The organism is Dialister succinatiphilus YIT 11850 (assembly GCF_000242435.1).
In the GTDB taxonomy this organism is placed as follows: domain Bacteria; phylum Bacillota; class Negativicutes; order Veillonellales; family Dialisteraceae; genus Dialister; species Dialister succinatiphilus.
This window is the reverse complement of the sequence record NZ_JH591188.1, coordinates 287,177-312,090: the sequence shown is the minus strand read 5'-3', so window position 1 is coordinate 312,090 and position 24,914 is coordinate 287,177. Positions and strand designations below refer to the sequence as shown.

Below are 24,914 nucleotides of genomic sequence, written 5' to 3'. Positions count from 1 at the left end.
GGAAGAAGAACTTCCCTGTCTTTCCCTGCCGCTCAGATGATTACCACAGGTGGAAAGCTAAATCAATACCGCAGATGTGGCAGATTTCATCAGCCCGATACATCCTCCGGCGGGCAAACCAGAGAACAATAGCTCTTTCCTTACCCATTTCATTCACAGCGCCCATGATTTCTCTGCTCAGATTCTTTTTCATATGAATGACCTTCTTTCTATACAATACCTGGGAGGAACTCTTTATCTTTCCTCTATGGGTAGTATAGAATTTTCGGGTCACAATATCCAACTGTTGATTTATGTAATTATTACAAGCATCCCTTGTTTTCAGTCTTCAAAAGGCCATGGCTCCTCAGGGCTTAAACTTATACCCCACGCCCCAGATGGTCAGAATATGCTTCGGGTTGGACGGATCCTCCTCCACCGCCTCCCTGAGGCGATTGATATGTACCGGCACAGTGGACGTATTCCCCAAAGAATCCATGCCCCAGATCCTGGTGTACAGGGACTCCCTGCTGAATACCACATCCGCATGGACCATGAGGAACTCCAGAAGCTGGAACTCCTTATTGGGCAGCACCTTTTCCATTCCCCTCACGAAAATGCGATGGGTATCGGGCTCCAGCGTAATACCGCCAATGCTGATTTTCTTTCTCCTTTCCCCGATGCCCTTCAGCCTTTCATACTGGGCCAGCTGAGACTTCACCCTGGCCACCAGCACGCCGGGAGAAAAAGGCTTTTCGATATAATCATCGGCGCCAAAGCCCAGTCCCCTGATTTTATCAATGTCGCTTCTTCTGGCAGTGACCATCATAATTGGAATATCGATTTTATCCCGAAGTTTCCTTACAATCTGAAAACCATCCATGCCGGGCAGCATGATATCCAGAAGAATCAGATCATACTCTCCGGTGAGGGCTTCCGTCAAACCGGCAGTGCCGTTTTCCTCCACCTTCACCTCATAGCCTCCCACCTCCAGATAATCCCTTTCGATGGAAGCAATATCGTCATCATCTTCCACAATCAGTATCTTTTTTTTCATGTATATCCTCCAATGGTAATACAATATCTACCTTCAATCCATGGGGCTTTCTGCCGCTGAACGTGACCCTGCCCTTCATCAGATGCACCGCCCTTGCCACAATGGAAAGACCCAGACCGCTTCCTTTGTCAGTGCGGCTTCTGGCCTTATCGGTGCGGAAGAAAGCCTCCTTGAGCCGTCCCAGCGCTTCTTCCGGCACGCCGGGGCCATCATCGGAAAGGGAAAGGAAGGCCCTGCCATCCTTTTTCTTTACCTCTATATCGATATGCACCCTTTCCTCCGTCTTGTAGCGAATGCTGTTGGAAACCAGATTTTCCACCACCCGTTCCAGAAGGAGAAGATTCCCTTCCACCTTCACCGCCTCTTTGGCTTCTATATGGAAATCGGCGCCGTTCCTGCCCCAGTTCAGCCGGTTTTCCTCCACGAACTGGCTGACCACCCGGGATAAATCCAGCGATTCTGTAGGAAGGGCCTTCTCCCCTATATCCATTTTCGTCAGAAGCAGCAGCTGCTCCACCAGCCTTTCCAGTACATCCGCCTTTCTGCGGATAACCTGGAGATACCGCTCCTGCATGGCCGGCGTGGAAGCCACATGGTCCAGAAGCCCTTCCACATAGGCCTTGATGGACGTAAGGGGCGTACGGATATCATGGGAAATGGAAGCAATGAGCTCCTTCCGTCTTTCCTCATCCTGCTCTTTTTCTTCCAGCGACTGCTTCAGCCGCCAGGTCATGACATTGAATGTTTCAATGGCAGGAGTGAATTCATCATTTCTATGATAATCCAGCTGCACCGCCAGATTTCCCTTCCGCACTTCCTCTGCCCCCCGTTCCAGTTCCTTTAAAGGCATAAGGATGCGGCCAATAATGAAGCGGGAAAGGAAATAGCTGGTGCCCAGAATAAAGGCAAAGAGAACAGCCAGGATGAAACGGATCACTGCCCGCACCGCCTTTTCAATGGCGCCGTCAGTCCGGGCCTCGGGATGATGGGCCATGATGTAGAGATAACAGGGCCTGTCCCCTATGATTTCCTTTTCCGCAAACCGGTAATCCGGCTCATCTGTCACACTGTAAATGCCGTTTCCATCCCTGCCATCCAGCCTGTCCAGGGCTCCTTTCTTTCGCAGCATATCCAGATCCTCCCGGCCTTTTTTCTCATTGCCATAACTGTAGAGAAGGGTCCCTTCCCTCTCTACTGCCACATAGGTGGCCACAGGATCGGTGATTTCCATGACCCAGGCATACCGGGACAGGGACTCATGGTGGCGAAGGCTGTGAAACACAGCAGTCCTCAGAATCTGGGTCATTACATTAAACTGAAATCCGCTCTCCGCAATCACATGGTTTCCGCTGGCGGCATAGAGATAAAGCCCTCCAAAGGCCGAGGCCAGCACGAAAAAGGTCATAAGGAAGGGAAGGATACATACTACGATATGGCTTACAATCAGACTTTTGCGAATGGTCATCATATCACCTGCTCCATTGAGGATAAAGGCCTGGGAGCTGCCGGCAAAGGGTCTCCCTGCCCGAAAGAGAGAAGGGCTCTCCTTTTCCCTGCCCTCTCCGTTTCCCTTATCATACAAACCGCCCCTGCACCATGCAACCGGTATTTCTCCAATTTATTTTTTATTTAATGTTACATACAGAATCATTAACATCAGTCCTGTAGAGTACGGGGTGAAGAAACCATATGTCATCTCATCACTCGGGAGGATCATGATGAAAACGATTCGAAACCATCCTTATGTATCCCTTTTGCTTTTTACCCTTGTTCTTTACCTGGCAGGGAACCAGCTTTTAGCCGTGACGGATACGGCAGAATCCAACTACGCCCTTACCGCCAAAGAAATGGTGCTCTCCGGCAACTGGATTTCTCCCCAGATTTACGGCCGTTTCTGGTACGACAAGCCCATTTTCTATTACTGGGAGCTGGCCCTGTCCTTTACCCTCTTCGGTTTCAATGAAATGGCCGCCCGTCTTCCTGCCGCCCTCCTTGGCTCTGCCTCGGTGCTCTTCACCTATTGGTTTGCCCGCCGCACCTACGGGGAAAAGACAGGCTGGCTTGCCGCCATCATCCTGGCTTCCTCAGTGGAATGCTGGATACTGTCCAAGGCAGTGATTACGGACTCCACCCTCTTTCTTTTCATGAGCGCCGCCATCGCCTTTTTCTATCTGGGTTATGCGGAAAACAGAACATACTATTTCCTCTGCTATGTATCGGCTGCCCTGGCAGTCCTCACCAAGGGACCCATAGGCATCCTTCTCCCGGGCCTTGCCTGCTTCCTCTTCCTTCTTTATAAAAAGGATTTGAAGGAAATGATGCATGTGCACCTTCTGTCCGGCCTCCTTCTCTTCACCCTCATTGCCGGTGCCTGGTACGGCACCATGTGCTATCTTCATGGAAATGATTTTCTCCTGAATTTTATCGGTGTCCACAATGTGCTGCGGGCCACGGTTTCCGAGCATCCCTCTCACAATAAATGGTACTTCTACCTTATCGTTTACTTTGCCGGTTTTGCTCCCTGGAGCTTCTTCATTCCCTTCTCCCTGTACAAACGGTGGAAAGAAAAGAAACTGGATCTTCGAAGTGCCCATGATGCCACCCAGCTTCTCCTTATCTATGGTTTCGTGGTGTTCCTCTTCTTCCAGCTGGTGGCCACCAAGTACACCACCTACACCTTCCCGGCCCTGTTTTCCTTTTCCATCATAACAGCCCTTCTTTACAAAAAGCAGGATTTCCGCATTGAAAAGGCAGGCCTGGCCTGCGGTCTGGTATACACGGTGCTGGCCGTCACAGTGGCCCCCTCCATCATGCTGAATCATTCGGGCAAGGAAATAGGCGAAGCCCTGGCCCATATGGACACTACCCATAAGACCATTGCCTTTCTGGATGACTACCGCACCTCCGCCGTCTTCTACAGCGGTAAAACCATTTACCGCGCTGAACCGGAAGACAAGATAGCTTCCATGAAACCGGGAGGACTTTCCTGGAACGCCAAGAACGTGATGCCCTTCATTTCCGAAGAAAAGCTGTTGAAGGACCCCAATGTCCTGCTCATTACCAGAAATCACAGCACCTCCCCCTTCCTAGTCACCTATAATGAAGCAGAAAAAGCGGATCGCATCAGCATTCCCGGCCAGTATACCCTCTGGGTGCGATAGGCATCCATGCGTTTTACTCATGTAACCGTTTGTAAACGGCAATTACCTCATCATTGGCTTTACTTTTTCGAAAACCTGCGATATACTAGAAAAGTCAGATTTATGGCGGTGTAGCCAAGCGCTAAGGCGTGGGCCCCGCAAGGCCCTTATCCCCGTGTTCAACTCCGGGCACCGCCTCCACCAAGTACAAAGCACTGTGAATGCCTGTTCACAGTGCTTTTTGATTTTTGGGATCAACAAATAAAAAGGGGCTGTGAAGAAATGGAAATCATTTCCTCACAGCCCCTTTTCTGTTTTCTGAAAAAGCATGGACCTGCCTGATTTCTTCTTTCCCGAAGGGAGGAAAAGCCTGTCTCTTTCCCGTCAGGAAAGGATCAGCTCCTGTTACGGAGCTCCCTGCTCTTTCTGCCCATAAAAGGCAGGTAGCAAAAGATGCAGAGGAGGCCGCAAACAAGAGCCAGCAGGCCGCCGGCAAGGCCTATGTAAGGCAGGTATCCCCGAGCCGTCAGAAGGCTCCCTATATAGGTTCCGCTGCCGATGCCCATATTAAAGATACCGGAAAAAATAGACATGGCCACCGGAGCAGCGCCGGTAGACAAATGACGGATGATTTCCGACTGCATGGCTATACCGTAGAGCGTATTCACCACGCCCATAGCCAGGAGGCAGAAGAGAAGCACCGGCAGGAACGGGGCTCCCTCACGGAGAAGGAAGAAGGGAACCAAAAGGCCGCAGGCGCCGGTTATAATAATCAGTTTGGGATAGGTGCCAAACATTTTAGAAAAAGCAAAGCTTCCCAAAAATCCCGTACTTCCCAGAAAGATAAGCACCGCCGTAATGGCCGCAGGAGCCAGATGGGCCACAGCGTGAAGAAAAGGCTCAATATAGCTGTACACCGTGAAGTAGGCAGAAGCATAAAAGATCGTCATTCCGAAAATAACAGCCACCGGCCTGTTACGGAAAAGCCCGGGCAGATCTCCCGGGGTGAAAGGTTCTCCCGGAGAAAGCTGGGGAAATACAAAGAACAGATACACCATGGCTCCGGCGGTAACCAGGGCAATAAGCAGGAAGGTCATACGCCATCCCAGAGCCAGTCCAATGACCCGTCCTAAGGGAAGGCCAAAAACCATGGCCACCGCCGTACCGGCTGCCACCATGGACAGGGCAAAGGGCGATTTTCCTTTGTCCACCAGTCTCGCTGCCAGAGGCGCTGCAATGGACCAGAAGATGGCATGGGCACTGGCCACAAGGATCCGGGCGCCCATAAGCAGGGGAAAGGAAGGAGCCATGCCGCTGGCCAGCTGTCCCAGAGCAAAGAGAAGAAGCGTAAGCAGAAGAAGTGTCTTCTCCTTCATCTTCCCTGCTGCCAGCATAAGGGGCAGAGACAGGATGGCTACCATCCAGGCATAGACAGTAATCATAATGCCCGTTTCTGCTTCCGTCTGGTCAAAGGACTGGGAAATATCCATAAGCAGGGCAATGGGCATAAATTCAGAAGTATTAAATACAAAGGCAGATACAGTGATTCCCAAAAGAGGAAGCATCTGCCTTAAAGGAACAGGAAAAGTCATCCATCCTCCTTATTAACTGAAAAAAGGAAACGCTGATTCCCGGGAAGGGAAAATCAGCGCTTCTGCCAATAACAAAATCATCACTCTTTCGGCACAGGGCCGTACTTGTTTTTCTTGTTTTCTCCGGGGAAAAACGCCAGAAGAACCACGGCAGCCATAAATATCACTGCCACCACCCTGGTAGCCATGAGCTGACTGCCAAGGAACTGACCCCCCAGCTGGTTAATGGCAAAAAGGAGAAGGAAGAATACCCAGTAGTAGAGATGAGAAAGTCCAATATCCGACAGGCGGCGCATGGCCAGGCTGATAAGGGAAATGAAGCACAGGGTGCCTACCACCAGGAAGGTGAAGATGTAAAGATTCAGGTCTCCCTCAAAGAGCTCCGGCCGAAGGCAGGTGAAAGAGAAGAGAATGGCAGCCGGTATGCCGGCGCCCAGCATTTTAGGAATATAGGAACGGCGGCTGATGCGGCCCACCGGATTGAAGTAGGTTTTGAAGATTTTGTGCCCCAGCCCTTTAGCCTCTTCCGCCTGTTTTTCTTCAATGGCTTCATTGTCGGAAAGAACCTTCGCTTCTTCACTGTCCATAAGGGCAATGGTTACCACCTTTTCCCCCTTTTCCGGTTTGGTTACGAAAATGGAGGTCACCGTATCGGAGAAGATGGTCATAGCCTGTGTTTCTTCTCCTTCACCTTCCGATGCAGACAGTTTTTTAATCAGATCCTCCCTTTTGTCCAAAGGAAGCTCCATGTAAATGGCTGCGGTTTTCTTATTCCGGATGCACACACCGATGATGGATACCTCCATACCGTAGAAGGGAAACTTTTCCTGTCCCTCGGAAAGGGAATAAAATTCAATGTGCTTATCCTCGTCCATCCTTTCCCTGGTGGCCGTATATTCTCTGGAAAGGCTGCGAAGGCTGTCACCAAGACGAATTTTTCCAGCCCTTCTGGGTTTTCTGTGTTTTCCGCCGCCAGCGGCTTTTCCTGCATTTTCGCTAATGTCGGGGATATCAAAATCCATATTCATTGCTTTACGCTCCTTTATACGGGGCTCCTGGATTCACTGCATCTTATTTCCAAAGCCCTGTCAATAATCCCCTTTATTTTAACATGACCGGCAGGGAGATGAAAGATAAGAAGCCGCCCTCTGCAACCATAAAAATAAAAAAGAACCGGCGAAAAGTCACCGGTTCTTTTCTTTCAGACAGGAAATCAGTCTACCAGGGCGATGATTACTTCAGGAGCATTATCGCCAAGACGGCCGTCCAGTTTCACAATGCGGGTATAGCCGCCGTTGCGGTCTGTGTATTTCTTTGCAATTTCGTCAAACAGTTTCTTTGTAACAGCCTTGTCCATGATGAAACCTTCAGCCTGACGGCGGGCATGGAGATCGCCTCTCTTAGCGAGGGAGATCATCTTGTCAGCTACATGGCGGAGTTCCTTGGCCTTGGACTCAGTGGTCTTAATCTGGCCATGCTGGAAAAGAGCGGTTACGAGACTGCGCAGCAGGGCCTTGCGGGCACCGCTGACTCTTCTCAATCTACTACGTGCCATTTCTTTCCTCCTATAACTATATCAATCCTTGGAATCTTTGAGATGAAGTCCGTAATCCCGGAAGTTAGCCAGTTTTTCTTTGATTTCATCTACCGATTTTTTACCAAGGTTGCGTACACGGGTCAATTCATCTTCTGTCTTGTCTGTCAGTTCGCCGATGGTATTGATTTCAGCTCTCTTCAGGCAGTTAAATGCGCGGACAGAAAGTTCCAGTTCGTCAATGGGAAGAGCGCGTACAGCGTCTTCATTGGCTTTATCCTGGGCAGGAGCGGGACTTTCTTCTACTTCTTCCCCTTCTGTCGGTTCAATGCCTGGCTGGCTGATACCGATTTTGCAGAAGTTTTCAAAGCAGCTGATCAGGATATTGGCAGCTGTAGCCACTGCGTCGTCCGCATTGACAGAGCCGTCGGTATCCACTTCCAGAGTCAGCTTGTCGTAGTCCATTTCATTGCCTACGCGGGTATCGCTGACTTCGTAGTTGCACTTAACAACAGGAGAATAAATGGAGTCGATGGGGATGACGCCGATGACGTCATCATCCGATTTGTTCTTTGTAAAAGGTACATAGCCATGTCCACGGTTAATGGTCATTTCCATACCCAGATGGGCATCGGAATCCAATGTGCAGATGGCCAGATCTTTGTTGAGAACATCTATTTCTGCCGGTAAAACCATATCACCAGCATGGAAAATACCCTCTTTAGTGATATCGATTCTGACAGTGATGGGGAAGGTCGCTTCGTCGTGGGCGATGAAACGAATCTTCTTCAGGTTCAGAATCATATCTGTTACATCTTCTCTGACGCCGTTAATAGTTGAAAATTCATGAAGCACGCCGTCGATTTTGATAGACGTAATAGCCACACCGTCTAAAGATGAAAGCAACACGCGTCGTAAACTGTTTCCCAGGGTGATGCCATAGCCTCTTTCGAGCGGTTCGCATTCGAACTTGCCGTGACTCTTGTCATCGCTGAGTTCCACAGTCTTAATTGTGAAGCTAGTATTTTCGATCATCCGAAAGTCCTCCTTCTGCGCCTGACGGCGCCAAAATGAAACAGAAAGGATATACCTTAATTATACTCTTCTGCGTTTCGGAGGACGGCAGCCGTTATGAGGAATCGGGGTGACGTCCTTAATGCTGCTGACTTCGATGCCTGCTGCCTGCAGTGCACGGATAGCTGCTTCACGGCCTGCGCCTGGTCCTTTGACGAATACGTCAGCGGAACGCATGCCCTGGTCAATAGCAACCTTAGCAGCCTGTTCAGCTGCCATCTGTGCTGCGAATGGTGTGCTCTTACGGGAGCCTTTGAATCCGAGTCCGCCGGCAGATGCCCATGCAATGGTGTTGCCGTTGGAGTCAGTAATCGTTACAATCGTGTTGTTGAAAGTAGAACGAATATGAGCTGCACCGGATTCTACATGTTTTCTTTCTTTTCTTTTTGCTTTACTTTTTACCGTAGCCATTATATCCCTCCTTCAACATTACTTCTTGGTTGCAGTCTTCTTACCTGCAATGGTCTTCTTCGGTCCTTTGCGGGTACGAGCGTTGGTCTTTGTTCTCTGACCACGTACCGGCAGGCCTTCGCGATGACGTCTGCCTCTGTAGGAGCCGATTTCTACCAGACGCTTAATGTTGAGGGATTCTTCTCTACGGAGATCACCTTCGACTTTGTAGTCAGCGAGAGCGTTGCGGATCTTTGCAACGTCATCTTCTGTCAGATCTCTCACTCGGATATCAGGATTGATTCCTGCTTTGCTTAAGATTTCTTTGGAAAGAGTGGGGCCAATTCCATAAATATAAGTTAAGCCGATCTCAACGCGCTTATCTCTTGGTAAGTCTACACCAGCTATACGTGCCATCTACTCTTTAACCTCCTTTTAATTAACCTTGTCTCTGCTTATGTTTCGGATTTTCACAAATGACCATTACACGGCCTTTGCGTTTGATGATCTTGCACTTGTCGCACATCTTTTTAACGGACGGTCTGACCTTCATCTTGGTTCCTCCTTACTTACTTGTAACGATAGGTAATCCTGCCGTGCTCTAAATCGTAGGGCGTCAATTCTACTGTTACCTTATCCCCGGGCAGTATACGGATGAAATTCATCCTCATTTTGCCGGAAATAGTAGCCAGCACAATATGGCCGCCGTTTTCCAGTTTGACACGGAACATGGCGTTTGGAAGCTTTTCTACTACTTTACCTTCAACTTCAATAACGTCTGCCTTGCTCATGAGAGCCTCCTTTGGCTTACATATACTGTCCGCTGGTAACGATATCAGTCGCGCAGCGTCAGAATTTTAGGACCATCTTTGGTAATGGCAACGGTATGTTCAATGTGAGCAGACGGTTTTCCGTCAGCTGTCACCACACCCCAGCCATCGCGAAGGGTAATGATATCAGCACTTCCCATGGTAATCATCGGTTCAATGCAGATAACCATGCCTTCTTCCAGACGCGGCCCATGACCTGGCGTTCCGTAATTCGGAATTTCCGGATCTTCGTGCATGTCTGTTCCGATACCATGGCCTACATATTCGCGAAGAACGCCGTAGCCATATGGTTTCACATAGCTTTCGACAGCATGGCCGATGTCGCCTACGGTGTTGCCCACCACTGCCTGCTTGATGCCGGCAAAAAGTGCGCCTTCCGTAGCCTGGATCAGCTGCATATTCTTCTTGTTTGTATGGCCTACCGGAACGGTGATACAGGAGTCACCCATGTAACCATTTAATTCTACCACAAGATCGATAGAAATGATATCACCTTTTTTTAAAATTTTTCTTGCTGAAGGAATTCCGTGGACTACAGTGTCATTGACCGATGCGCAGATGGATCCGGGATAGCCTTCGTATCCCTTCTCTGCAGGTGTACCGCCTCTGTCTCTGATAAATTTTTCAGCCAGATGGTCAAGATCAAGAGTGCTCATGCCAGGCTTCACTGCTTTTTCCAGCATAGAGAGCGTTTCCGCAGTCAGACGGCTGGCTGCGGCAATCTTCTCTATTTCTTCCGGTGTATGGATGATAATCATTTGGACGCCTTCTTCAGTGCATCCTGGATATCAGCATATACCTTGTCCATGGACTGGTCTCCGTCGATTTCATAGTACCGGCCGCTGACCTTGTAGTAGTCAATGAGCGGTTTTGTGGATGTTTCGTAAACATCGAGACGCTGGGAGATGGTCTTTTCGTTATCATCAGCCCGCTGGTACAGTTCACCGCCGCAGTTATCGCAGATGCCCGGTGTCTTCGGCGGACGGAATTCTTTATGGAAGGAAGCTCCACATTTCTTGCAGACCAGTCTTCCGCTTACTCTCTTGATGATGTCATCGCGGTTGGCTTTGATGCCGATGACAGCAGTAAGCTGGATTCCCAGTTCATGAAGAATGGCATCCAGGGCAGAGGCCTGGGCGGTGGTGCGGGGGAATCCGTCGAGGATCCATCCCTTTTTGCAGTCGTCCTGGGCCAGTCTTTCCTTTACGATGCCCACAGTTACACTATCCGGAACAAGGGCTCCCTTGTCCATATAGCTTTTAGCTTCCTTGCCGAGAGCAGTTCCCGATTTCACAGCCGCACGGAACATATCGCCGGTTGCAATCTGGGGGATGCCGTAATCACGAATGAGCTTTTCTGCCTGGGTGCCTTTGCCGGCGCCGGGAGGTCCCATTAATAAGATATACATATCCTGCTCCTTATCTCACAAAAGCCTTATTTAATAAAGCCCTGATAGTTTCTTGTAACCATATAAGACTGTGCCTGTCTCATGGTGTCCAGTGCAACGCCGACGATAATGAGGAGCGATGTACCACCGAAGTACACGCCCTGGATGCCGGTGATATTTCCGATGAAGTTCGGAAGGATTGCAATGAATGCCAGGAAAACGGCGCCGGTCAGAGTGATTCTGGACAATACCTTATCTACATACATCATGGTGGGCTGCCCCGGGCGGATGCCTGGAATGAAGCCGCCATATTTCTTCATATTATCTGCCAGATCCTTGATGTTCACAGAAATAGCTGTATAGAAATAGGTGAAGATAAAAATGAGGAAACCGTAGCAGATGGTGTTTGGCCAGGTGCCCCATCCGAAGAAATTACCGATGGACTGTACCCAGCTCACATGGATGAACTGTGCCAGGGTAATGGGGAGCATGAGAATGGAGGAAGCGAAGATGATGGGGATAACGCCGGCCTGGTTTACCTTGAGAGGCAGGTAGGTGGAGTGACCGCCATACATTCTGCGTCCAATCACACGCTTGGCATACTGGATAGGAATCCTTCTCTGTCCTTCGTTCACTTCGATGACCATGAGAATCATAGCCAGGGCAATGACCAGGAACAGGAGAAGCTGGAAGGGGGAAATGGTGCCGACTTTCAGGTAGTCCACCACGGTGGAAATAGCCTGCGGGAAGCGGGCTACGATACCGCAGAAGATGATAAGGGAAATACCGTTGCCGATACCATGTTCCGTAATCTTATCGCCGATCCACATAAGGAGGCAGGTGCCTGCTGTGAGAACAACGATTACGAAAAAGAAATACAGCCAGCTGTTATCAACAAGGGCATTGTTGATACGCAGGGCATAGGTCATACCGAATGCCTGCACAGCTGCCAGGAAAATTGTGAAATATCTTGTGACTTTCTGAATTCTCTTGTATCCTTCGGCACCGTCTTTTCTCCATTCTTCCAGGGTGGGGATGACAGCGGTCAGGAGCTGCATAATGATGGATGAGTTGATGTAGGGAGTGATACTCATGGCAAATATGGAGAATTTGCTGAGTGCCCCGCCGGCGAAGAGATCCAGGAATCCAAAGAGATTGCCTGAAGTGAAAAGACTCTCAATCACCGATGAATCAACCCCCGGCACGGGGATATGGACCCCGAGACGGAAGATGACAAACATCAGGAAGGTGAAAAGAATGCGATCTTTGAGTTCTTTATTTGCAAAAAAGTTTGCTAAAGTAGATCCCATATCAGATCACCTCTACTTTTCCACCTGCTGCTTCGATTTTCTGCTGAGCGGACTTGGTGAATCCCTGTGCTCTTACGGTCAGAGCCTTGGACAGTTCACCGTTTCCCAGTACACGTACACCATCGAGAACGTTCTTCAGAATACCTGCTTCAACGAGAGCTGCCGGATCAACAACAGCGTTGGCATCGAAACGATTCAGCTGTTCAACATTGACTTCAGCATATTCCTTAGCTAATACATTTTTAAAACCGCGCTTCGGAAGACGACGGTACAGAGGCATCTGGCCGCCTTCAAATCCCGGACGGACGCCGCCGCCGGTTCTGGCGTTCTGACCTTTCGCACCGCGGGTAGCCTGTTTGCCCATGCCGCTGCCCAGGCCTCTGCCTACGCGACGACGTACTCTTCTGGAGCCTTCAGCCGGTTTCAGTTCATGCAGTTTCATCAGTGCACCTCCTTCTTATTATTCTGCTTCTTTGCATTCAACCAGATGCTGGACATGATGAATCATGCCTTTAATCTGGGGGGTAAGTTCTTTTTCTACAGAGGAATTGGTCTTATGAAGGCCAAGAGCCTTGATAGTAGCGATATGTTCCGGTCTGGAGCCAATCACGCTTTTTTTCAGTGTAATAATAACTTTCATGAGGGGCCCCCTTAGTTGTAAATTTCGTCCAGGCTCTTTCCGCGGAGTGCTGCAACAGTTTCTGCATTTTCAAGCTTGGAGAGACCGTCCATGGTAGCTCTAACCATGTTGATGGGGTTAGAAGAACCAAGGGACTTGGTCAGAATATTACGGATGCCTGCCAGAGCCAGTACGGCACGAACCGGGCCGCCGGCTTTGATACCGGTACCTTCGGCAGCAGGTTTCATAATAACCTTGCCGGCACCATAGATGCCCAGCATAGGATGGGGAATGGTTCCGTTCTTCAGAGCCACGGTAATCATGTTTTTCTTAGCGTCTTCAACGCCTTTGCGGATAGCTTCAGGAACTTCAGCTGCCTTGCCCAGGCCTGCGCCAATCTTGCCCTTGCCATCACCGACTACTACGACTGCAGCAAAGGAAAAACGACGGCCGCCTTTTACGACTTTAGCAACGCGGTTGATGAAAACGACGTTTTCCTGTAAGTCGGATTCCTGTTTTTCAAATCTTGGCATGTGCTTTCTCCTTTACCTTAAAATTTCAAGCCGGCTTCGCGGGCACCTTCAGCCAGAGCCTGTACTCTGCCGTGATAGATATAGCCGCCGCGATCGAATACTACGGTTTCAATGCCCTTTTCCAGAGCTCTCTTGGCAACGAGAGCACCTACAGCCTTGGCAGCTTCTGCATTGCCGCCGTAGGGGAACTGAGCCTTGATTTCTTTATCTAAGGTATTAGCCGATACCAGGGTTACGCCAGCTTCATCATCGATGACCTGGGCGTAAATGTTAGCCAGGGATCTGAACACATTGAGACGCGGGCAGGCGGCAGTACCGGAGATTTTCTTACGAAGACGCAGATGACGGCGGATAACCGCATTTCTGCTTGCATTTTTACGCATATTTTTCTACCTCCTGTCTTACTTTGTTGCGCCGGTCTTACCAGCCTTACGGCGTACGTATTCACCGGAATAACGGATACCCTTGCCTTTATAAGGTTCCGGTTCTCTCCAGGCGCGGATTTCAGCTGCAACCTGTCCAACCTTTTCCTTGTCAGCGCCGGATACGAGAATCACAACGGAAGAGGGGGTTGTAATTGTAATGCCTTCCGGCGGAGTAATGATTACCGGATGGGAGAAACCAAGAGCCAGCTTCAGGTTTTTGCCCTGCATCTGGGCATTATAGCCAACGCCCTGGATTTCCAGTTTCTTTTCAAAGCCCTGTGTTACACCAACAACCATGTTGTTGATCAGGGTACGGGTCAGTCCGTGCAGGGAACGGTTTTTGATATCATCATTCGGACGGGAAACCAGAACTTCATTGTTTTCCAGTTTAATGTCCATTTCTTCATTCAGTGTACGGGACAGTGTGCCTTTCGGACCCTTAACTGTCACTGTATGGCCGTCAATCTTGACTTCCACACCAGCCGGGACCGCAATAGGTTTCTTGCCAATTCTTGACATTCTATACCTCCAACGGATTACCAGACAAACGCAAGAACTTCACCGCCAAGGCCTTCTCTGCGAGCTGCCTTGTCAGTCATGATGCCCTTGGATGTGGAAATAACTGCAATACCGAGACCGCCGAGAACCTTCGGCAGTTCTTCTTTGCCTGCATAAACTCTCAGGCCCGGTTTGGAAATTCTCTTCAGACCTTTGATGACCTTTTCACGGTTAGCGCCGTATTTCAGGGAAACACGGAGAACCTGATGGCCTTCGACTTCGATCTGTTCTACGTTTTTGATAAAGCCTTCATCTTTTAAAATTGTAAGCACAGCTGCCTTAATTTTAGAAGCAGGCATATCTACCTTATCATGATATGCATCGTTCGCATTACGAATACGGGTAAGCATATCCGCAATTGGATCGGTTGTTACCATTATTTAATCCTCCTCCCGAATTACCAGCTGGCTTTTCTAATACCCGGAATATCGCCATTGTAAGCCAGATCACGGAACTGGTTACGGCAGATACCGAATTTACGCATATAGCCGTGGGGACGGCCTGTCAGTTTGCAGCGGTTGTGCAGACGTGTAGGGGAAGCGTTACGGGGCAGCTTGGAAAGAGCTTCCCAGTCGCCTGCTTCCTTCAGAGCCTGGCGTTTAGCTGCATATTTCTGAACGGCGAGTTCTCTCTTCTTCTCGCGTTCCAACATAGACTTCTTTGCCATATTGTCCTCCGATTATTTCTTGAACGGCATACCGAACTGGCGGAGGAGCTCGCGGGCTTCTTCATCAGTCTTAGCCGTAGTTACAACAATGATATCCATGCCACGGATTCTGTCGATCTTCTCATAATCAACTTCCGGGAAAATCAGCTGTTCCTTTACGCCGAATGCATAGTTGCCACGGCCGTCGAAGCTCTGGTCGCTAATGCCGCGGAAATCGCGTACACGGGGCAGAGCGATGTTGATCAGACGATCGAGGAATTCGTACATTCTGTCACCACGAAGGGTAACTTTGCAGCCCAGGGGCATTCCTTCACGGATGTGCCATGCAGCCAGGGATTTATGAGCTTTGCAGATCATCGGCTGCTGACCGGTGATAGCTGCAAGATCGGATGCTGCTGCATCAACTGCTTTAGAGTTTTCAGTAGCTTCGCCTACACCGATGTTGATGACAATCTTTTCCAGCTTCGGGATTTCCATGTCATTCTTGTAGCCGAATTTTTCGCGCATGCTGTTCTTAATCTGCGCTTTGTACAAATCGTTTAATCTGGACACTTGTTATCCTCCTTCCCGCTTAAGCCTTGTCAATAATAGCGCCGCTCTTAACGGCTGCCCTTACATAAGAGCCGTCCTTCTGCTGGACTTTCTTTACGCGGGTCGGTTTCTTGGATTCCGGATCCAGGATCATAACCTTGGAGGCATAAATCGGAGCTTCCTTCTCGATGATGCCGCCCTTGGGGTTAGCCTGGCTCGGTTTTGTGTGTTTCTTAACCATGTTGACGCCTTCAACGACTACACGGCCTTCTTTCGGCATAGCAGCTTTGATTTTGCCCTGCTTGCCTTTATCCTTACCGGAAATAACGACAACTGTGTCTCCGGTCTTTACATGCAGTTTCTGACTCATCATTTGCCTCCCTATTAGAGCACTTCCGGAGCCAGGGAAATAATCTTCATGAAATCTCTTTCACGGAGTTCTCTTGCTACCGGTCCAAAAATACGTGTTCCTACCGGGCTCTTGTCGTCTTTAATAATAACAACTGCGTTTTCATCAAAGCGGATATGGGATCCGTCGCTGCGGCTTACGCCGTTTACGCTGCGGACTACAACAGCCTTGACTACCTGGCCCTTCTTAACAACGCCGCCGGGGGTTGCATCTTTGACCGTGCAAACCACAATATCACCGATATTGCCGCTCTTACGGAAGGAACCACCCAGAACTTTAATAACCAGGACGTTCTTAGCACCGGTATTATCCGCAACGTTGAGTCTGCTTTCCTGCTGAATCATCGTGCCTATCCTCCTATAATTATCTTTCTATATCAGTTCTGACGGGCAACGATTTTCTCAACTCTCCAACGCTTGTCGCGAGACAGCGGGCGAGTTTCGACGATGCGTACCGTATCACCGACACGGCATTCGTTGTTTTCGTCATGCGCTTTGAACTTGGTTGTGGTATTAATAGATTTTTTGTACAGCTTGTGGGGAACTTTACGTTCTACAGCAACAACGACGGTTTTGTCCATCTTATCGCTGACAACAATTCCCTGGCGCACCTTGCGCAACTTTCTTTCTTCTGCCACGTTGAGATCCTCCTTTGGATTAACCGTCATGCCTTCTTGGCAGCCTTCAATTCTTCTTCACGCTGAACAGTTTTGATTCTTGCGATGGTTTTCCTTACTTCACGGATACGCATCGGATTTTCAAGCTGTCCTGTAGCGAGCTGAAAACGGAGGTTAAACAGTTCTTCCTTTAAGCCGGCAACCTTTTCATTCAATTCGGCAGTGCTCAGGTTACGAATTTCATTGACCTTCATTTTATTCACCTGCCACTTCTTGTCCTTTAACTACAAACTTTGTCTTAATCGGCAGCTTGTGACCTGCAAGGCGCATAGCTTCCTTGGCTGCTTCCACAGGGATGCCGCCCATTTCGAACATAACACGGCCGGGTCTCACTACAGCTACCCAGTATTCTACAGCACCTTTACCGGAGCCCTGACGGGTGCCGATCGGTTTTGCGGAAACCGGTTTGTCCGGGAAAATCTTGATCCAGACCTTGCCGCCGCGCTTTGTATAACGGGTCATAGCAATACGGGCTGCTTCGATCTGACGGCTGGTGATCCAGGAAGGTTCCAGGGCAACCAGGCCATATTCACCGTAAGTTACGGTGTTTCCACGATGTTCCTTGCCTTTCATACGGCCGCGGAACTGTTTACGATATTTTGTACGCTTTGGAATTAACATCAGGAATCACTCCTTTCAGAGTTTCTCGGCCTGCGTTCTCTGCGATCACCGCGGCGGCCGCCTCTTCTGTTGCCTTCGTGACGGTTTCCTCTGTCCTTGCCTGTGCGGGTGTTTTCATTTTCATCCACAAACTGGCCAGGAGCGAGTTCGCCTTTATAAATCCAGACTTTAACGCCGATAGCACCATAGGTGGTGTGAGCAGCGGTTACACCGTAGTCAATGTTGGCACGGAGAGTCTGAAGGGGAATGGAACCTTCACGGTAGCTTTCACTGCGGGCGATTTCAGCGCCGCCGAGACGACCGGAAACGGTTACCTTAATACCTTTAGCGCCTGCGCGCATGGTTCTGCCGACAGCCTGTTTAACAGCACGGCGGAAGCCGATACGTCTTTCCAGCTGGGAAGCAATGTTTTCAGCAACCAGGATGGCGCTCATGTCGGTGGATTTGATTTCAAGGATATCAATATCTACTTCCTTATCAGTAACACCGGCCAGGGCTTTCTTGATATCCTCAATGCCTGTGCCGCCGCGGCCGATAACCATGCCCGGTTTAGCAGTATAAATGGCAAGCTTTACTCTGTTGCCTACACGTTTAATGCCAATCTTGGAAATGCCTGCAACAAACAGGTGCTTCTTTAAAAACTGGCGGATTTTGGCATCTTCCACAAGCAGTGCAGCATAATCTTTTTCTGCAAACCATTTGGAATCCCAGTCATCGATCACGCCTACACGCATTCCATGCGGATTAACTTTCTGACCCAAAACGTTTCCCTCCTTCGATTACTCTTTTTCAGAAACTTTTACCGTCAGTGTGCTGGTACGTTTCATAATCCCGAAAGCCTGTCCACGGGAACGTGGATGTACACGCTTCATGATCGGGCCTGCATCTACATAAATTGTGGAGATGTAGAGATTGTCAATGTTCATATTGTTATTGTTTTCTGCATTTGCCATGGCGCTCCGGAGGGTTTTTTCAACCACGATGGAAGCTGCCTTGTGGGTATTGCGCAGAATGGAGATTGCTTCTCCCGCTTTCTTGCCGCGGACAAGGTTAGCTACGATGCGGACCTTGCGGGGAGAAATGCGGACATTTCTTGAAATTGCCTGAACTTCCATTTTATTCCTCCCTGTTATTTACCTGCAGCGGCCTTATCACTCTTGTTGTGGCCCTTGAAAGTACGGGTCGGAGCGAATTCGCCAAGCTTATGGCCAACCATATCTTCAGTGATGTAAACCGGTACATGCTTTCTTCCGTCGTGAATCGCAATGGTGTGACCTACGAAGCTCGGAAGGATGGTAGAAGCACGGGACCAGGTTTTAACAATTTTCTTATCGTTAGCTGCGTTCAGTGCGTCAATCTTCTTTACCAGAGAGAAAGCGACGAACGGGCCTTTTTTTACGGATCTGGACACTTTTACTCCTCCTTATCTTACTTGCGTCTCTTAACAATCAGTTTGGTAGACGCTTTTCTGTTGTCGCGGGTCTTCACGCCGTAAGCAGGCTTGCCCCACGGGGTAACAGGACGCTTACGTCCGACAGGAGCTTTACCTTCGCCGCCGCCATGCGGATGGTCATTCGGGTTCATTACAACGCCGCGGGTAGTCGGACGAACGCCGAGCCAGCGGTTTCTTCCTGCTTTACCCAGGGTAATGTTTTCATGGTCATCATTGCCAACCACACCGATGGTAGCGCGGCAGCGGATATGTACCTTGCGCAGTTCGCCGGAAGGCAGACGGAGCAGTGCATAATCTCCTTCTTTAGCCATGAGCTGAGCGCTTGCACCGGCAGAACGAACCATCTGGCCGCCTTTGCCGATTTTCAGTTCTACGTTGTGAACGATGGTACCAAGAGGAATATTGGTGAAAGGCAGGCAGTTGCCTACTTTAATATCGGATTCCGGACCGCTGGTAACAACGTCGCCAACCTTGAGTCCCTTAGGAGCCAGGATGTAACGTTTTTCACCGTCTGCATACTGGAGCAGAGCGATGCGGCAGGTACGGTTAGGATCGTATTCGATAGTAGCTACTTTAGCCGGAATGTTATCCTTGTTTCTCTTGAAATCGATGATTCTGTACTGACGTTTATGACCGCCGCCCTGATGGCGAACTGTCATTTTGCCGGAGCCATTGCGACCGCCATGATTATGAACAGGAGCCAGAAGGGATTTTTCCGGTTTGTCTGTTGTGATTTCATCAAAAGTGGAAACGGTCATCTGACGGCGTCCGGGAGTGTACGGTTTAAAAGATTTATAAGCCATTGATTTACTCCTCCTTACGCTTCGAAGAGCTCAATTGTTTCGCCCGGTTTAAGGGTAACAACTGCTTTCTTCCAATCACTGCGACGACCCTGGGTGCGGCCCAGACGTTTCATCTTGCCTTCATAACGCATGGTGTTCACAGCCTGAACTTTGACTTTGAAAATCTGTTCCACAGCCTGGCGGATTTCAACCTTGGTTGCAGCAAGGGGCACGCGGAAGGTGTACTTTCTTTCTTCCATGAGAGCCGTGGTTTTTTCGGTGATAATCGGTTTAATGAGGATGTCACGTGCTTCCATTATGCGAGTACCTCCTCAATCTTCTTGACAGCTTCCTGAGTGAGGAAGAGCTTGTCGTAATTTACAATATCATAGATGTTGATTCCGCTGGGAACATAAGCTTTTACGCCGGGAATGTTTCTTGCGGAAAGAACGGTGTTTTCTGCTGCGTCGCCGCCGTCAACGATGAGGGCTTTGCCTGCTGCGTTGAATGCGGAAAGCATTTTTACAACTTCCTTGGTCTTCGGTGCATCGAAATGGATGGTATCGATAACTACCAGTTCGTTAGCACGGAGCTTTTCGGAAAGGGCAGATTTAACAGCCAGCTGGCGAGCCTTCTTCGGCATAGCCTTTGCATGGCTTCTGGGGGTCGGTCCGAATACGGTGCCGCCGCCAACCCACAGTGGGGAGCGGATGGATCCGACTCTGGCACGGCCTGTGCCTTTCTGTTTCCAGGGCTTCTTGCCGCCGCCGCGGACAAGGCCTCTGGTCTTTGTGGCGTGGGTGCCGAGGCGTTCATTAGCCATCTGGCGAACCACTGCCTGGTGAATAACAGCTTCGTTGTAGTCTACGCCAAAGACGCTGTCATTCAGCTCTATTTCACCGGTTTCCTGGCCGGCTACATTATACAGCTTTACTTTCGGCATTGAGATGTTCCTCCCTTAATCAGAACAATTTTCTGTTGTTCCAGACAATATTATTTTACAGGCTTTACAGTTTCCTGTACCATGACGAGGCTTCCCTTAGCGCCGGGGATCCCGCCTTTGACAAGCATAAGATTACGGGCAGTATCAACTCTTACTACCTGAAGATGCTGAACAGTGACTCTTTCGCCGCCCAGCTGTCCCGGCATCTTCTTGCCTTTGAATACCTTTCCGCCGCCGCCGGACATACGAGCACCGAGGGATGCTGTCTGACGATGGTTCTTGGAACCGTGGCTTTCAGGGCCGCGCTGGTGATTCCAACGTTTAATGGTGCCGGCGAAACCTTTGCCGCGGCTGGTGCCGATTACGTCTACAATTTCGCCTTCTGCGAAGATATCAGCAGCCAGAGTTTGGCCTACTGTGTAAGACGGCTTTTCAGCGAGTCTGTATTCACGCAGATATTTAACCGGTTCAATACCAGCCTTTTCAAACTGACCTTTTACAGGTTTTGTCAAATGTTTTTCTTTGACAGCGCCATAACCGAGCTGAACAGCATTGTATCCATCGCTTTCAACGGTTTTAACAGCTGCTACAACGTTTGGCAGAACTTCAATAACACTTACCGGAACCAGGTCGCCGTTTTCAGCGAACACCTGGGACATTCCTAATTTTGTTCCCAAAATAGCCTTAGACATCTTTGCACCTCCTTACAGTTTAATATCAATGCTGACACCGGCTGGCAGTTCCAGTCTCATCAGCGCATCCGCGGTCTTCTTGGATGGATCGAGGATGTCAATAAGTCTCTTGTGGATACGCATTTCAAACTGTTCACGGCTGTCTTTGTTGACATGCGGAGAACGGAGAATGGTATACACATTCCGTTCTGTGGGGAGCGGAATGGGACCGGAGACACGGGAACCGGTTCTCTTGGCAGTTTCCGCGATCTTCGCTGCGCTCTGATCAACAGCTTTGTGATCATAGCCTTTCAGCCGAATTCTGATTTTTTCCTGTTTCGACATTACATAAACCTCCTACGTTCATTTCCTGAATGAACTGCTCCGTGGAAATTCCCCTGCAGTGCAGGCCACCTTCCACTTCATAGTTTTGACTGACTCGCTTCCCGCTTTCGCCCTCGTACGAAAGCCCGAAAACGTTCAGCCTTTAAATCATACTATTTTCCATGGTTGAATGCAAGTGTTTCATAAAAATTTAATATTTTTATCGATAAGTCTCCTAAATACGATAAATACTGGTGAAAGCACAATTAGGTGCGCCTTATTTTAGCATAAACACGCGTCCTGGTGTGTACCTTTTTACGTTAGACTTTGATTAAATTTTCAAATTACCATGTTTTAATGACAAAAAGAACAGCAAATCAGCGGCATTCCTCCCCCTCTACTGCTTATTTATTATTATACATATATATGGGCGCTATCCGCTGTCCGCCGGGCATCGTCATTCTGAGCGCAGCGAAGAATCTCGGTGCCTGCCGATAATGTCTCAAAGGCTGGTAAATACCGGTCGGCGGAAAGAAGATAGAAGACAGACGGTAACCCACCAGCCCACTAGCTCACCAGCTCACCAGCTCACCAGCTCACTATCATATGATATAATAAATCTGTATGAAACGGAGGTTTTACAGCATGAAAGTAATTTACGATGACCATTTATTTGATACCATTCCCGGCCTCTGCGTAGGCATCCTGGCCGTCCGGGCCCTGGACAACCGGGGCGTGAACCTGGAAGCGGAAGCCTTCCGGCGCCGCTGCTGCACGGAAGCCAACCTGCTCCTCAAAATGAACCCATCCATGGCAGAAAAAGAGCTGAAGCGCTACCAGGACGCCCTCACCCATCTGGGCATCACCGGCCGCAGCACCGCCCTGGACACCCTTTTCCGGGAATACAAAAAAGAACTGGGCCTGGAAGAAGCAGAAGAAGCCAAAGCCGATGACCACTACGAAATCCTGTCCCAGCCCAAAGCGGCCAGCCTGGACGAGCTGGCAGGCTCCGACGTCCTTCCCCGCATGAATCCGGTGATGGACATGGTGCGGGGCGGCATGCTGAAGTTCCATGTAGACATCCACGCCTTCGACATGGGCGACCGGAAGACCCCTCTCCTGGTGCACCAGCAGGAAGGAGAATGGGTGGTTTCCCTTGGCGGCCAGACGGCCCTTCACCACTGGTACTGCGAGGACGGCACTGCCGCACAGGTAGGAGAAAACACGGAAAATATCCTCATCCTCATCACCGGATTCGCGCCGAACCGCAATAAAGTGGCCGCAGCCAGGAACGAACTGGCCCGCCGCATGAAATCAGCCTTCGACCGCTCTGTGGAAGTAGGCTGGCTGGAAGCAGGTACCCATGAATTCACCGCTTCCATCTGAAAACAAACCGCTCAAATACGCAGCCCTGGACTTTGAAACCGCCTACTGGGGCCCTGCCAATGCTTGCTCTTTGGGCATCGTGGTGAGCAACGGAAAAGAAATCGTAGACGAATGGTACCACCTCATCCGTCCCATGACATTGAAATTTGACGCAGGCTGCATGAAAGTGAACGGCATCCATCCCGAAGACGTGGCAGAAGAAGAACCATTCCCCTTCTTCTGGGATGAAATCGCCAGACGGCTGGAAGGCACCATCGTCTTTGCCCACAACGCCCGCTTCGATATGGGGGTCCTGGCTTCGGCCCTGGACTTCTACCACCTGCCGGACATCCACTTCCGCTACGGCGACACAGTGGTACTGTCCCGGAAGCTGTGGAAAGACATGGAAAACCACAAACTGAACACCGTAGCAGAAAACCTGGGCTTTTCCTTCAACCACCACCAGGCCTTGGACGATGCCAGGGCCTGCGAATACATCGTCCGGAAAGCACTGGAAGAAACAGGCCTTCCCTCCGTAGAAGCCCTCATGAAAGAAACAGGGCAGAACCTGAAACGGTTCGCCGTGAAACGGGGAGAAAGGAAACTGGCTACATAGGGGGCGCAGGGCGCCCCCGGGTTCAGAGGGTGCAGAAGGTTCAAAGGGTTCAGAGGGGAAGGAAACGCCCGCATTGCGGGCGTTATTTTTATATGCCGCCTAACGGCGGCCATAGCGGTGGGCCCCCTTACGATAAAAAGGGCGCCTCTTTTGATTAAACCTTAAAAGCCCGCCCTGTCGGGCAGGGAAAACATGCCAACCGGGCTTCGCCCGTTGGAAATGCACCCCCTCTGCCGCCTGCGGCGGCGTCTCCCCCGCAGGGGGAGATTTGCTCTATTCTTCTCCTTGCGCTAACTTAAGCTGCTCATTATATAGCGGAGAGAAAAGTTTCCCCTCCGGGGGAAAGGTGGTGGCGAAGGCACCAAAGGGGGAAAGCGCCGAAAGGATACAAGAAGAATATGCCTCAATGGTTTACCCGTCCCAATCTCCCGTTTCCCCTTGAGGGGAACGCCGCGAAGCGGCAAAGGGTGTACGAGGCGGAGCGCCGATATGAAACTCCATTGCCAATCTGCCCGCCAAACGGCGGCCTGCTGTACCTTAGTGCATCTTCCCGGTTCTTACCAACCCCTTCCACCGCTCACGCGGTTCCCCTCCCCCTGCAAGCAGGGGGAGGCAAGTTTTCATGCACGTGGCCCTTTTCGCCCCGATGGGAAACATGTCACTGGATTCCCAGGTCGCTTTGCTCCCCTACGAATCGTGTTTCCTCTTCCTCAAAGGGGACGCAATGATTAATGTATCTTTACGGTACTTAGTAACGTGCTGAATTGGCCGCCTTTGGCGGCCGCCCCCTATCCCGCTTTGCGGGACTTCCCCCGCAAGCGGTGGCAGAACAACCCGTGCTGTGCCTTGTGCTACTTATGAGATAATAGCCTTGCAGAGCTTTATTGTCCCACCGCTTGCGGGGTGGCAAGGGAACTGGATTCGTAGGGAGCCGCAGGCGACTGAGAATCCAGTGACACGCTTCCCACCGGGGCAAAGGTGGTGGCACAGCCACCAAAGGGGGAAGCTCCTGAATGGTGCAGGAATCGTATGGTGTCAACGCTTTTCGTGCCTTTGTTATTTTCCACCTATATCCTATAAAAATTGCTTTTTCTCAAAAATTCCGATTACCAGTCGGAATTTTTTTGCTTTTCCGGAAAGTTCCCTGTATGTAGGAAATTTCAGACACAAAAGAGGGGCTGTGAAAAAATGTTTAATCATTTTTTCACAGCCCCTTTTCCACCTCGGTTATAAACTCAGAAAATTGCCAAAAATAACAGTATGCTGTTCTCCGCATTGTCATCTCGAGCGGAGCTGCATGTCGATATGAGAGCAAAGGTATTTGGCTCTATTGAGACTCTGAGTCGAGAGATCTCCGCCCCAATGCTGCTTGTGCCATTGGGAGAGGGAGATTTCTCCACTCCGCTTCGCTTCGGTCGAAATGACAAT

Annotated in this window: 38 protein-coding genes and 1 tRNA gene; 4 read left to right on the top strand and 35 right to left on the bottom strand. The window is 50.0% G+C overall.

Annotated features, from left to right (window positions below; translation table 11 throughout):
• Nucleotides 1-40 precede the first annotated feature (40 nt).
• The 3 genes from HMPREF9453_RS11925 to HMPREF9453_RS11075 form a co-directional block, all read right to left on the bottom strand.
• Nucleotides 41-193, bottom strand: coding sequence for a hypothetical protein (locus HMPREF9453_RS11925; RefSeq protein WP_008859835.1), 153 nt, complete (start codon nucleotides 191-193; stop codon nucleotides 41-43).
• A gap of 153 nt (nucleotides 194-346) precedes the next feature.
• Entirely contained in the window at nucleotides 347-1,036 is a 690-nt protein-coding gene (locus HMPREF9453_RS06855; protein WP_008859834.1) for a response regulator transcription factor, read from the bottom strand.
• Entirely contained in the window at nucleotides 1,005-2,501 is a 1,497-nt protein-coding gene (locus HMPREF9453_RS11075; protein ID WP_187368063.1) for a sensor histidine kinase, read from the bottom strand. Before HMPREF9453_RS11075 ends, HMPREF9453_RS06855 begins: the two co-directional genes overlap by 32 nt.
• Nucleotides 2,502-2,754: 253 nt before the next feature.
• Here HMPREF9453_RS11075 and HMPREF9453_RS06845 point away from each other — a divergent pair, with 253 nt between their 5' ends.
• Nucleotides 2,755-4,197, top strand: a complete 1,443-nt coding sequence (locus HMPREF9453_RS06845; RefSeq protein ID WP_008859832.1) for an ArnT family glycosyltransferase — start codon at nucleotides 2,755-2,757, stop codon at nucleotides 4,195-4,197.
• Between the two features lie 104 nt (nucleotides 4,198-4,301).
• Nucleotides 4,302-4,377: transfer RNA gene (locus HMPREF9453_RS06840), tRNA-Ala, on the top strand.
• 194 nt (nucleotides 4,378-4,571) lie between these two features.
• On the opposite strand, the gene HMPREF9453_RS06835 is transcribed toward HMPREF9453_RS06840, so the two are convergent.
• The 32 genes from HMPREF9453_RS06835 to rpsJ all read right to left on the bottom strand — a co-directional run bounded on the left by HMPREF9453_RS06835 (nucleotide 4,572) and on the right by rpsJ (nucleotide 21,526).
• Complete coding sequence (locus HMPREF9453_RS06835; RefSeq protein WP_008859831.1) at nucleotides 4,572-5,768, bottom strand: MFS transporter; 1,197 nt, start codon at nucleotides 5,766-5,768, stop codon at nucleotides 4,572-4,574.
• Nucleotides 5,769-5,848: 80 nt separating this feature from the next.
• Nucleotides 5,849-6,796, bottom strand: a complete 948-nt coding sequence (locus HMPREF9453_RS06830) for a DUF805 domain-containing protein (RefSeq protein WP_008859830.1) — start codon at nucleotides 6,794-6,796, stop codon at nucleotides 5,849-5,851.
• Nucleotides 6,797-6,981: 185 nt separating this feature from the next.
• Nucleotides 6,982-7,323, bottom strand: a complete 342-nt coding sequence (rplQ, locus tag HMPREF9453_RS06825; protein WP_008859829.1) for a 50S ribosomal protein L17 — start codon at nucleotides 7,321-7,323, stop codon at nucleotides 6,982-6,984.
• 21 nt (nucleotides 7,324-7,344) lie between these two features.
• Nucleotides 7,345-8,337 carry a DNA-directed RNA polymerase subunit alpha gene (locus HMPREF9453_RS06820; RefSeq protein WP_008859828.1) on the bottom strand — a complete coding sequence of 331 codons (993 nt, stop codon included), beginning with the start codon at nucleotides 8,335-8,337 and terminating at the stop codon, nucleotides 7,345-7,347.
• A gap of 60 nt (nucleotides 8,338-8,397) precedes the next feature.
• Nucleotides 8,398-8,787: a 30S ribosomal protein S11 gene (rpsK, locus tag HMPREF9453_RS06815; RefSeq protein WP_008859827.1), complete on the bottom strand. Its 390-nt coding sequence runs from the start codon at nucleotides 8,785-8,787 to the stop codon at nucleotides 8,398-8,400.
• Nucleotides 8,788-8,805: 18 nt separating this feature from the next.
• On the bottom strand, nucleotides 8,806-9,183 hold the full coding sequence (rpsM, locus tag HMPREF9453_RS06810) for a 30S ribosomal protein S13 (RefSeq protein WP_008859826.1): 378 nt from the start codon (nucleotides 9,181-9,183) through the stop codon (nucleotides 8,806-8,808).
• 22 nt (nucleotides 9,184-9,205) lie between these two features.
• Nucleotides 9,206-9,319, bottom strand: a complete 114-nt coding sequence (rpmJ, locus tag HMPREF9453_RS06805; protein WP_008859825.1) for a 50S ribosomal protein L36 — start codon at nucleotides 9,317-9,319, stop codon at nucleotides 9,206-9,208.
• A 16-nt stretch (nucleotides 9,320-9,335) separates the two neighbouring features.
• Nucleotides 9,336-9,557: a translation initiation factor IF-1 gene (gene infA / locus HMPREF9453_RS06800; protein ID WP_008859824.1), complete on the bottom strand. Its 222-nt coding sequence runs from the start codon at nucleotides 9,555-9,557 to the stop codon at nucleotides 9,336-9,338.
• A 44-nt stretch (nucleotides 9,558-9,601) separates the two neighbouring features.
• Entirely contained in the window at nucleotides 9,602-10,354 is a 753-nt protein-coding gene (gene map, locus HMPREF9453_RS06795; RefSeq protein ID WP_008859823.1) for a type I methionyl aminopeptidase, read from the bottom strand.
• Nucleotides 10,351-11,004: an adenylate kinase gene (locus tag HMPREF9453_RS06790; RefSeq protein ID WP_008859822.1), complete on the bottom strand. Its 654-nt coding sequence runs from the start codon at nucleotides 11,002-11,004 to the stop codon at nucleotides 10,351-10,353. Before HMPREF9453_RS06790 ends, map begins: the two co-directional genes overlap by 4 nt.
• A gap of 26 nt (nucleotides 11,005-11,030) precedes the next feature.
• A complete protein-coding gene (gene secY / locus HMPREF9453_RS06785) occupies nucleotides 11,031-12,293 on the bottom strand; it encodes a preprotein translocase subunit SecY (protein WP_008859821.1) in 1,263 nt (420 codons plus the stop codon).
• Between the two features lies 1 nt (nucleotide 12,294).
• The gene (gene rplO / locus HMPREF9453_RS06780) at nucleotides 12,295-12,735 is read right to left on the bottom strand and encodes a 50S ribosomal protein L15 (RefSeq protein ID WP_008859820.1); all 441 of its coding nucleotides are present in this window, start codon (nucleotides 12,733-12,735) and stop codon (nucleotides 12,295-12,297) included.
• An 18-nt stretch (nucleotides 12,736-12,753) separates the two neighbouring features.
• Complete coding sequence (gene rpmD, locus HMPREF9453_RS06775) at nucleotides 12,754-12,933, bottom strand: 50S ribosomal protein L30 (RefSeq protein WP_008859819.1); 180 nt, start codon at nucleotides 12,931-12,933, stop codon at nucleotides 12,754-12,756.
• Nucleotides 12,934-12,944: 11 nt separating this feature from the next.
• Nucleotides 12,945-13,445: a 30S ribosomal protein S5 gene (gene rpsE, locus HMPREF9453_RS06770; RefSeq protein WP_008859818.1), complete on the bottom strand. Its 501-nt coding sequence runs from the start codon at nucleotides 13,443-13,445 to the stop codon at nucleotides 12,945-12,947.
• Nucleotides 13,446-13,462: 17 nt separating this feature from the next.
• On the bottom strand, nucleotides 13,463-13,828 hold the full coding sequence (gene rplR, locus HMPREF9453_RS06765; protein WP_008859817.1) for a 50S ribosomal protein L18: 366 nt from the start codon (nucleotides 13,826-13,828) through the stop codon (nucleotides 13,463-13,465).
• A gap of 18 nt (nucleotides 13,829-13,846) precedes the next feature.
• A complete protein-coding gene (gene rplF, locus HMPREF9453_RS06760) occupies nucleotides 13,847-14,389 on the bottom strand; it encodes a 50S ribosomal protein L6 (protein ID WP_008859816.1) in 543 nt (180 codons plus the stop codon).
• A 17-nt stretch (nucleotides 14,390-14,406) separates the two neighbouring features.
• Entirely contained in the window at nucleotides 14,407-14,805 is a 399-nt protein-coding gene (gene rpsH, locus HMPREF9453_RS06755) for a 30S ribosomal protein S8 (protein ID WP_008859815.1), read from the bottom strand.
• Between the two features lie 20 nt (nucleotides 14,806-14,825).
• A complete protein-coding gene (gene rpsN / locus HMPREF9453_RS06750; protein ID WP_008859814.1) occupies nucleotides 14,826-15,095 on the bottom strand; it encodes a 30S ribosomal protein S14 in 270 nt (89 codons plus the stop codon).
• A 12-nt stretch (nucleotides 15,096-15,107) separates the two neighbouring features.
• Nucleotides 15,108-15,647 carry a 50S ribosomal protein L5 gene (gene rplE / locus HMPREF9453_RS06745; protein ID WP_008859813.1) on the bottom strand — a complete coding sequence of 180 codons (540 nt, stop codon included), beginning with the start codon at nucleotides 15,645-15,647 and terminating at the stop codon, nucleotides 15,108-15,110.
• Between the two features lie 19 nt (nucleotides 15,648-15,666).
• Nucleotides 15,667-15,996, bottom strand: a complete 330-nt coding sequence (rplX, locus tag HMPREF9453_RS06740; RefSeq protein WP_008859812.1) for a 50S ribosomal protein L24 — start codon at nucleotides 15,994-15,996, stop codon at nucleotides 15,667-15,669.
• A 14-nt stretch (nucleotides 15,997-16,010) separates the two neighbouring features.
• Nucleotides 16,011-16,379, bottom strand: coding sequence for a 50S ribosomal protein L14 (gene rplN / locus HMPREF9453_RS06735; RefSeq protein WP_008859811.1), 369 nt, complete (start codon nucleotides 16,377-16,379; stop codon nucleotides 16,011-16,013).
• Nucleotides 16,380-16,411: 32 nt separating this feature from the next.
• A complete protein-coding gene (gene rpsQ, locus HMPREF9453_RS06730) occupies nucleotides 16,412-16,672 on the bottom strand; it encodes a 30S ribosomal protein S17 (protein WP_040380320.1) in 261 nt (86 codons plus the stop codon).
• A gap of 26 nt (nucleotides 16,673-16,698) precedes the next feature.
• Nucleotides 16,699-16,905 (bottom strand): 50S ribosomal protein L29, encoded by a 207-nt coding sequence (rpmC, locus tag HMPREF9453_RS06725; protein WP_008859809.1) that lies wholly within the window; start codon nucleotides 16,903-16,905, stop codon nucleotides 16,699-16,701.
• A gap of 1 nt (nucleotide 16,906) precedes the next feature.
• A complete protein-coding gene (rplP, locus tag HMPREF9453_RS06720) occupies nucleotides 16,907-17,332 on the bottom strand; it encodes a 50S ribosomal protein L16 (protein WP_008859808.1) in 426 nt (141 codons plus the stop codon).
• A complete protein-coding gene (gene rpsC, locus HMPREF9453_RS06715; protein WP_008859807.1) occupies nucleotides 17,332-18,093 on the bottom strand; it encodes a 30S ribosomal protein S3 in 762 nt (253 codons plus the stop codon). The genes rplP and rpsC overlap by 1 nt, the downstream gene beginning before the upstream one ends.
• Nucleotides 18,094-18,111: 18 nt before the next feature.
• Nucleotides 18,112-18,447, bottom strand: coding sequence for a 50S ribosomal protein L22 (gene rplV / locus HMPREF9453_RS06710; protein WP_008859806.1), 336 nt, complete (start codon nucleotides 18,445-18,447; stop codon nucleotides 18,112-18,114).
• Between the two features lie 14 nt (nucleotides 18,448-18,461).
• Complete coding sequence (rpsS, locus tag HMPREF9453_RS06705; RefSeq protein ID WP_008859805.1) at nucleotides 18,462-18,743, bottom strand: 30S ribosomal protein S19; 282 nt, start codon at nucleotides 18,741-18,743, stop codon at nucleotides 18,462-18,464.
• 17 nt (nucleotides 18,744-18,760) lie between these two features.
• Nucleotides 18,761-19,588 (bottom strand): 50S ribosomal protein L2, encoded by an 828-nt coding sequence (gene rplB / locus HMPREF9453_RS06700; RefSeq protein ID WP_008859804.1) that lies wholly within the window; start codon nucleotides 19,586-19,588, stop codon nucleotides 18,761-18,763.
• A 14-nt stretch (nucleotides 19,589-19,602) separates the two neighbouring features.
• A complete protein-coding gene (gene rplW / locus HMPREF9453_RS06695; protein ID WP_008859803.1) occupies nucleotides 19,603-19,884 on the bottom strand; it encodes a 50S ribosomal protein L23 in 282 nt (93 codons plus the stop codon).
• Nucleotides 19,884-20,510 (bottom strand): 50S ribosomal protein L4, encoded by a 627-nt coding sequence (rplD, locus tag HMPREF9453_RS06690; RefSeq protein ID WP_008859802.1) that lies wholly within the window; start codon nucleotides 20,508-20,510, stop codon nucleotides 19,884-19,886. The genes rplW and rplD overlap by 1 nt, the downstream gene beginning before the upstream one ends.
• Before the next feature lie 50 nt (nucleotides 20,511-20,560).
• Nucleotides 20,561-21,202, bottom strand: a complete 642-nt coding sequence (gene rplC, locus HMPREF9453_RS06685; protein ID WP_008859801.1) for a 50S ribosomal protein L3 — start codon at nucleotides 21,200-21,202, stop codon at nucleotides 20,561-20,563.
• 12 nt (nucleotides 21,203-21,214) lie between these two features.
• A complete protein-coding gene (rpsJ, locus tag HMPREF9453_RS06680; protein ID WP_008859800.1) occupies nucleotides 21,215-21,526 on the bottom strand; it encodes a 30S ribosomal protein S10 in 312 nt (103 codons plus the stop codon).
• A gap of 624 nt (nucleotides 21,527-22,150) precedes the next feature.
• Here rpsJ and HMPREF9453_RS06675 point away from each other — a divergent pair.
• The gene (locus tag HMPREF9453_RS06675; RefSeq protein ID WP_008859799.1) at nucleotides 22,151-22,891 is read left to right on the top strand and encodes a hypothetical protein; all 741 of its coding nucleotides are present in this window, start codon (nucleotides 22,151-22,153) and stop codon (nucleotides 22,889-22,891) included.
• Nucleotides 22,869-23,486 (top strand): 3'-5' exonuclease, encoded by a 618-nt coding sequence (locus tag HMPREF9453_RS06670; RefSeq protein WP_008859798.1) that lies wholly within the window; start codon nucleotides 22,869-22,871, stop codon nucleotides 23,484-23,486. Before HMPREF9453_RS06675 ends, HMPREF9453_RS06670 begins: the two co-directional genes overlap by 23 nt.
• Nucleotides 23,487-24,914 lie beyond the last annotated feature (1,428 nt).

Bases quoted from the DNA above. Each gene is read 5' to 3' on its own strand.
- rpmD (WP_008859819.1), bottom strand. From the start codon at position 12,933: ATGAAAGTTATTATTACACTGAAAAAAAGCGTGATTGGCTCCAGACCG.
- rpsK (WP_008859827.1), bottom strand. From the start codon at position 8,787: ATGGCTACGGTAAAAAGTAAAGCAAAAAGAAAAGAAAGAAAACATGTA.
- HMPREF9453_RS06855 (WP_008859834.1), bottom strand. From the start codon at position 1,036: ATGAAAAAAAAGATACTGATTGTGGAAGATGATGACGATATTGCTTCC.
- rplP (WP_008859808.1), bottom strand. From the start codon at position 17,332: ATGTTAATTCCAAAGCGTACAAAATATCGTAAACAGTTCCGCGGCCGT.
- rplF (WP_008859816.1), bottom strand. From the start codon at position 14,389: ATGTCAAGAATTGGCAAGAAACCTATTGCGGTCCCGGCTGGTGTGGAA.
- HMPREF9453_RS06790 (WP_008859822.1), bottom strand. From the start codon at position 11,004: ATGTATATCTTATTAATGGGACCTCCCGGCGCCGGCAAAGGCACCCAG.
- HMPREF9453_RS06830 (WP_008859830.1), bottom strand. From the start codon at position 6,796: ATGAATATGGATTTTGATATCCCCGACATTAGCGAAAATGCAGGAAAA.
- HMPREF9453_RS06835 (WP_008859831.1), bottom strand. From the start codon at position 5,768: ATGACTTTTCCTGTTCCTTTAAGGCAGATGCTTCCTCTTTTGGGAATC.
- rpsH (WP_008859815.1), bottom strand. From the start codon at position 14,805: ATGGTAACAACCGATCCAATTGCGGATATGCTTACCCGTATTCGTAAT.
- rplB (WP_008859804.1), bottom strand. From the start codon at position 19,588: ATGGCTTATAAATCTTTTAAACCGTACACTCCCGGACGCCGTCAGATG.
- map (WP_008859823.1), bottom strand. From the start codon at position 10,354: ATGATTATCATCCATACACCGGAAGAAATAGAGAAGATTGCCGCAGCC.
- rplX (WP_008859812.1), bottom strand. From the start codon at position 15,996: ATGAGTCAGAAACTGCATGTAAAGACCGGAGACACAGTTGTCGTTATT.
- rpsN (WP_008859814.1), bottom strand. From the start codon at position 15,095: ATGGCAAAGAAGTCTATGTTGGAACGCGAGAAGAAGAGAGAACTCGCC.
- HMPREF9453_RS06675 (WP_008859799.1), top strand. From the start codon at position 22,151: ATGAAAGTAATTTACGATGACCATTTATTTGATACCATTCCCGGCCTC.
- infA (WP_008859824.1), bottom strand. From the start codon at position 9,557: ATGAGCAAGGCAGACGTTATTGAAGTTGAAGGTAAAGTAGTAGAAAAG.
- rplW (WP_008859803.1), bottom strand. From the start codon at position 19,884: ATGGAAGCACGTGACATCCTCATTAAACCGATTATCACCGAAAAAACC.
- rpsE (WP_008859818.1), bottom strand. From the start codon at position 13,445: ATGCCAAGATTTGAAAAACAGGAATCCGACTTACAGGAAAACGTCGTT.
- HMPREF9453_RS11075 (WP_187368063.1), bottom strand. From the start codon at position 2,501: ATGACCATTCGCAAAAGTCTGATTGTAAGCCATATCGTAGTATGTATC.
- HMPREF9453_RS06820 (WP_008859828.1), bottom strand. From the start codon at position 8,337: ATGATCGAAAATACTAGCTTCACAATTAAGACTGTGGAACTCAGCGAT.
- rplV (WP_008859806.1), bottom strand. From the start codon at position 18,447: ATGGAAGTTCAGGCAATTTCAAGAAATGTCCGCATTTCTCCCCGCAAG.
- HMPREF9453_RS06845 (WP_008859832.1), top strand. From the start codon at position 2,755: ATGAAAACGATTCGAAACCATCCTTATGTATCCCTTTTGCTTTTTACC.
- rplD (WP_008859802.1), bottom strand. From the start codon at position 20,510: ATGCCGAAAGTAAAGCTGTATAATGTAGCCGGCCAGGAAACCGGTGAA.
- secY (WP_008859821.1), bottom strand. From the start codon at position 12,293: ATGGGATCTACTTTAGCAAACTTTTTTGCAAATAAAGAACTCAAAGAT.
- rplO (WP_008859820.1), bottom strand. From the start codon at position 12,735: ATGAAACTGCATGAACTGAAACCGGCTGAAGGCTCCAGAAGAGTACGT.
- HMPREF9453_RS11925 (WP_008859835.1), bottom strand. From the start codon at position 193: ATGAAAAAGAATCTGAGCAGAGAAATCATGGGCGCTGTGAATGAAATG.
- rplC (WP_008859801.1), bottom strand. From the start codon at position 21,202: ATGTCTAAGGCTATTTTGGGAACAAAATTAGGAATGTCCCAGGTGTTC.
- rplQ (WP_008859829.1), bottom strand. From the start codon at position 7,323: ATGGCACGTAGTAGATTGAGAAGAGTCAGCGGTGCCCGCAAGGCCCTG.
- rpsM (WP_008859826.1), bottom strand. From the start codon at position 9,183: ATGGCACGTATAGCTGGTGTAGACTTACCAAGAGATAAGCGCGTTGAG.
- rpsJ (WP_008859800.1), bottom strand. From the start codon at position 21,526: ATGTCGAAACAGGAAAAAATCAGAATTCGGCTGAAAGGCTATGATCAC.
- rpmJ (WP_008859825.1), bottom strand. From the start codon at position 9,319: ATGAAGGTCAGACCGTCCGTTAAAAAGATGTGCGACAAGTGCAAGATC.
- rplR (WP_008859817.1), bottom strand. From the start codon at position 13,828: ATGCGTAAAAATGCAAGCAGAAATGCGGTTATCCGCCGTCATCTGCGT.
- rpmC (WP_008859809.1), bottom strand. From the start codon at position 16,905: ATGAAGGTCAATGAAATTCGTAACCTGAGCACTGCCGAATTGAATGAA.
- HMPREF9453_RS06670 (WP_008859798.1), top strand. From the start codon at position 22,869: ATGAATTCACCGCTTCCATCTGAAAACAAACCGCTCAAATACGCAGCC.
- rplN (WP_008859811.1), bottom strand. From the start codon at position 16,379: ATGATTCAGCAGGAAAGCAGACTCAACGTTGCGGATAATACCGGTGCT.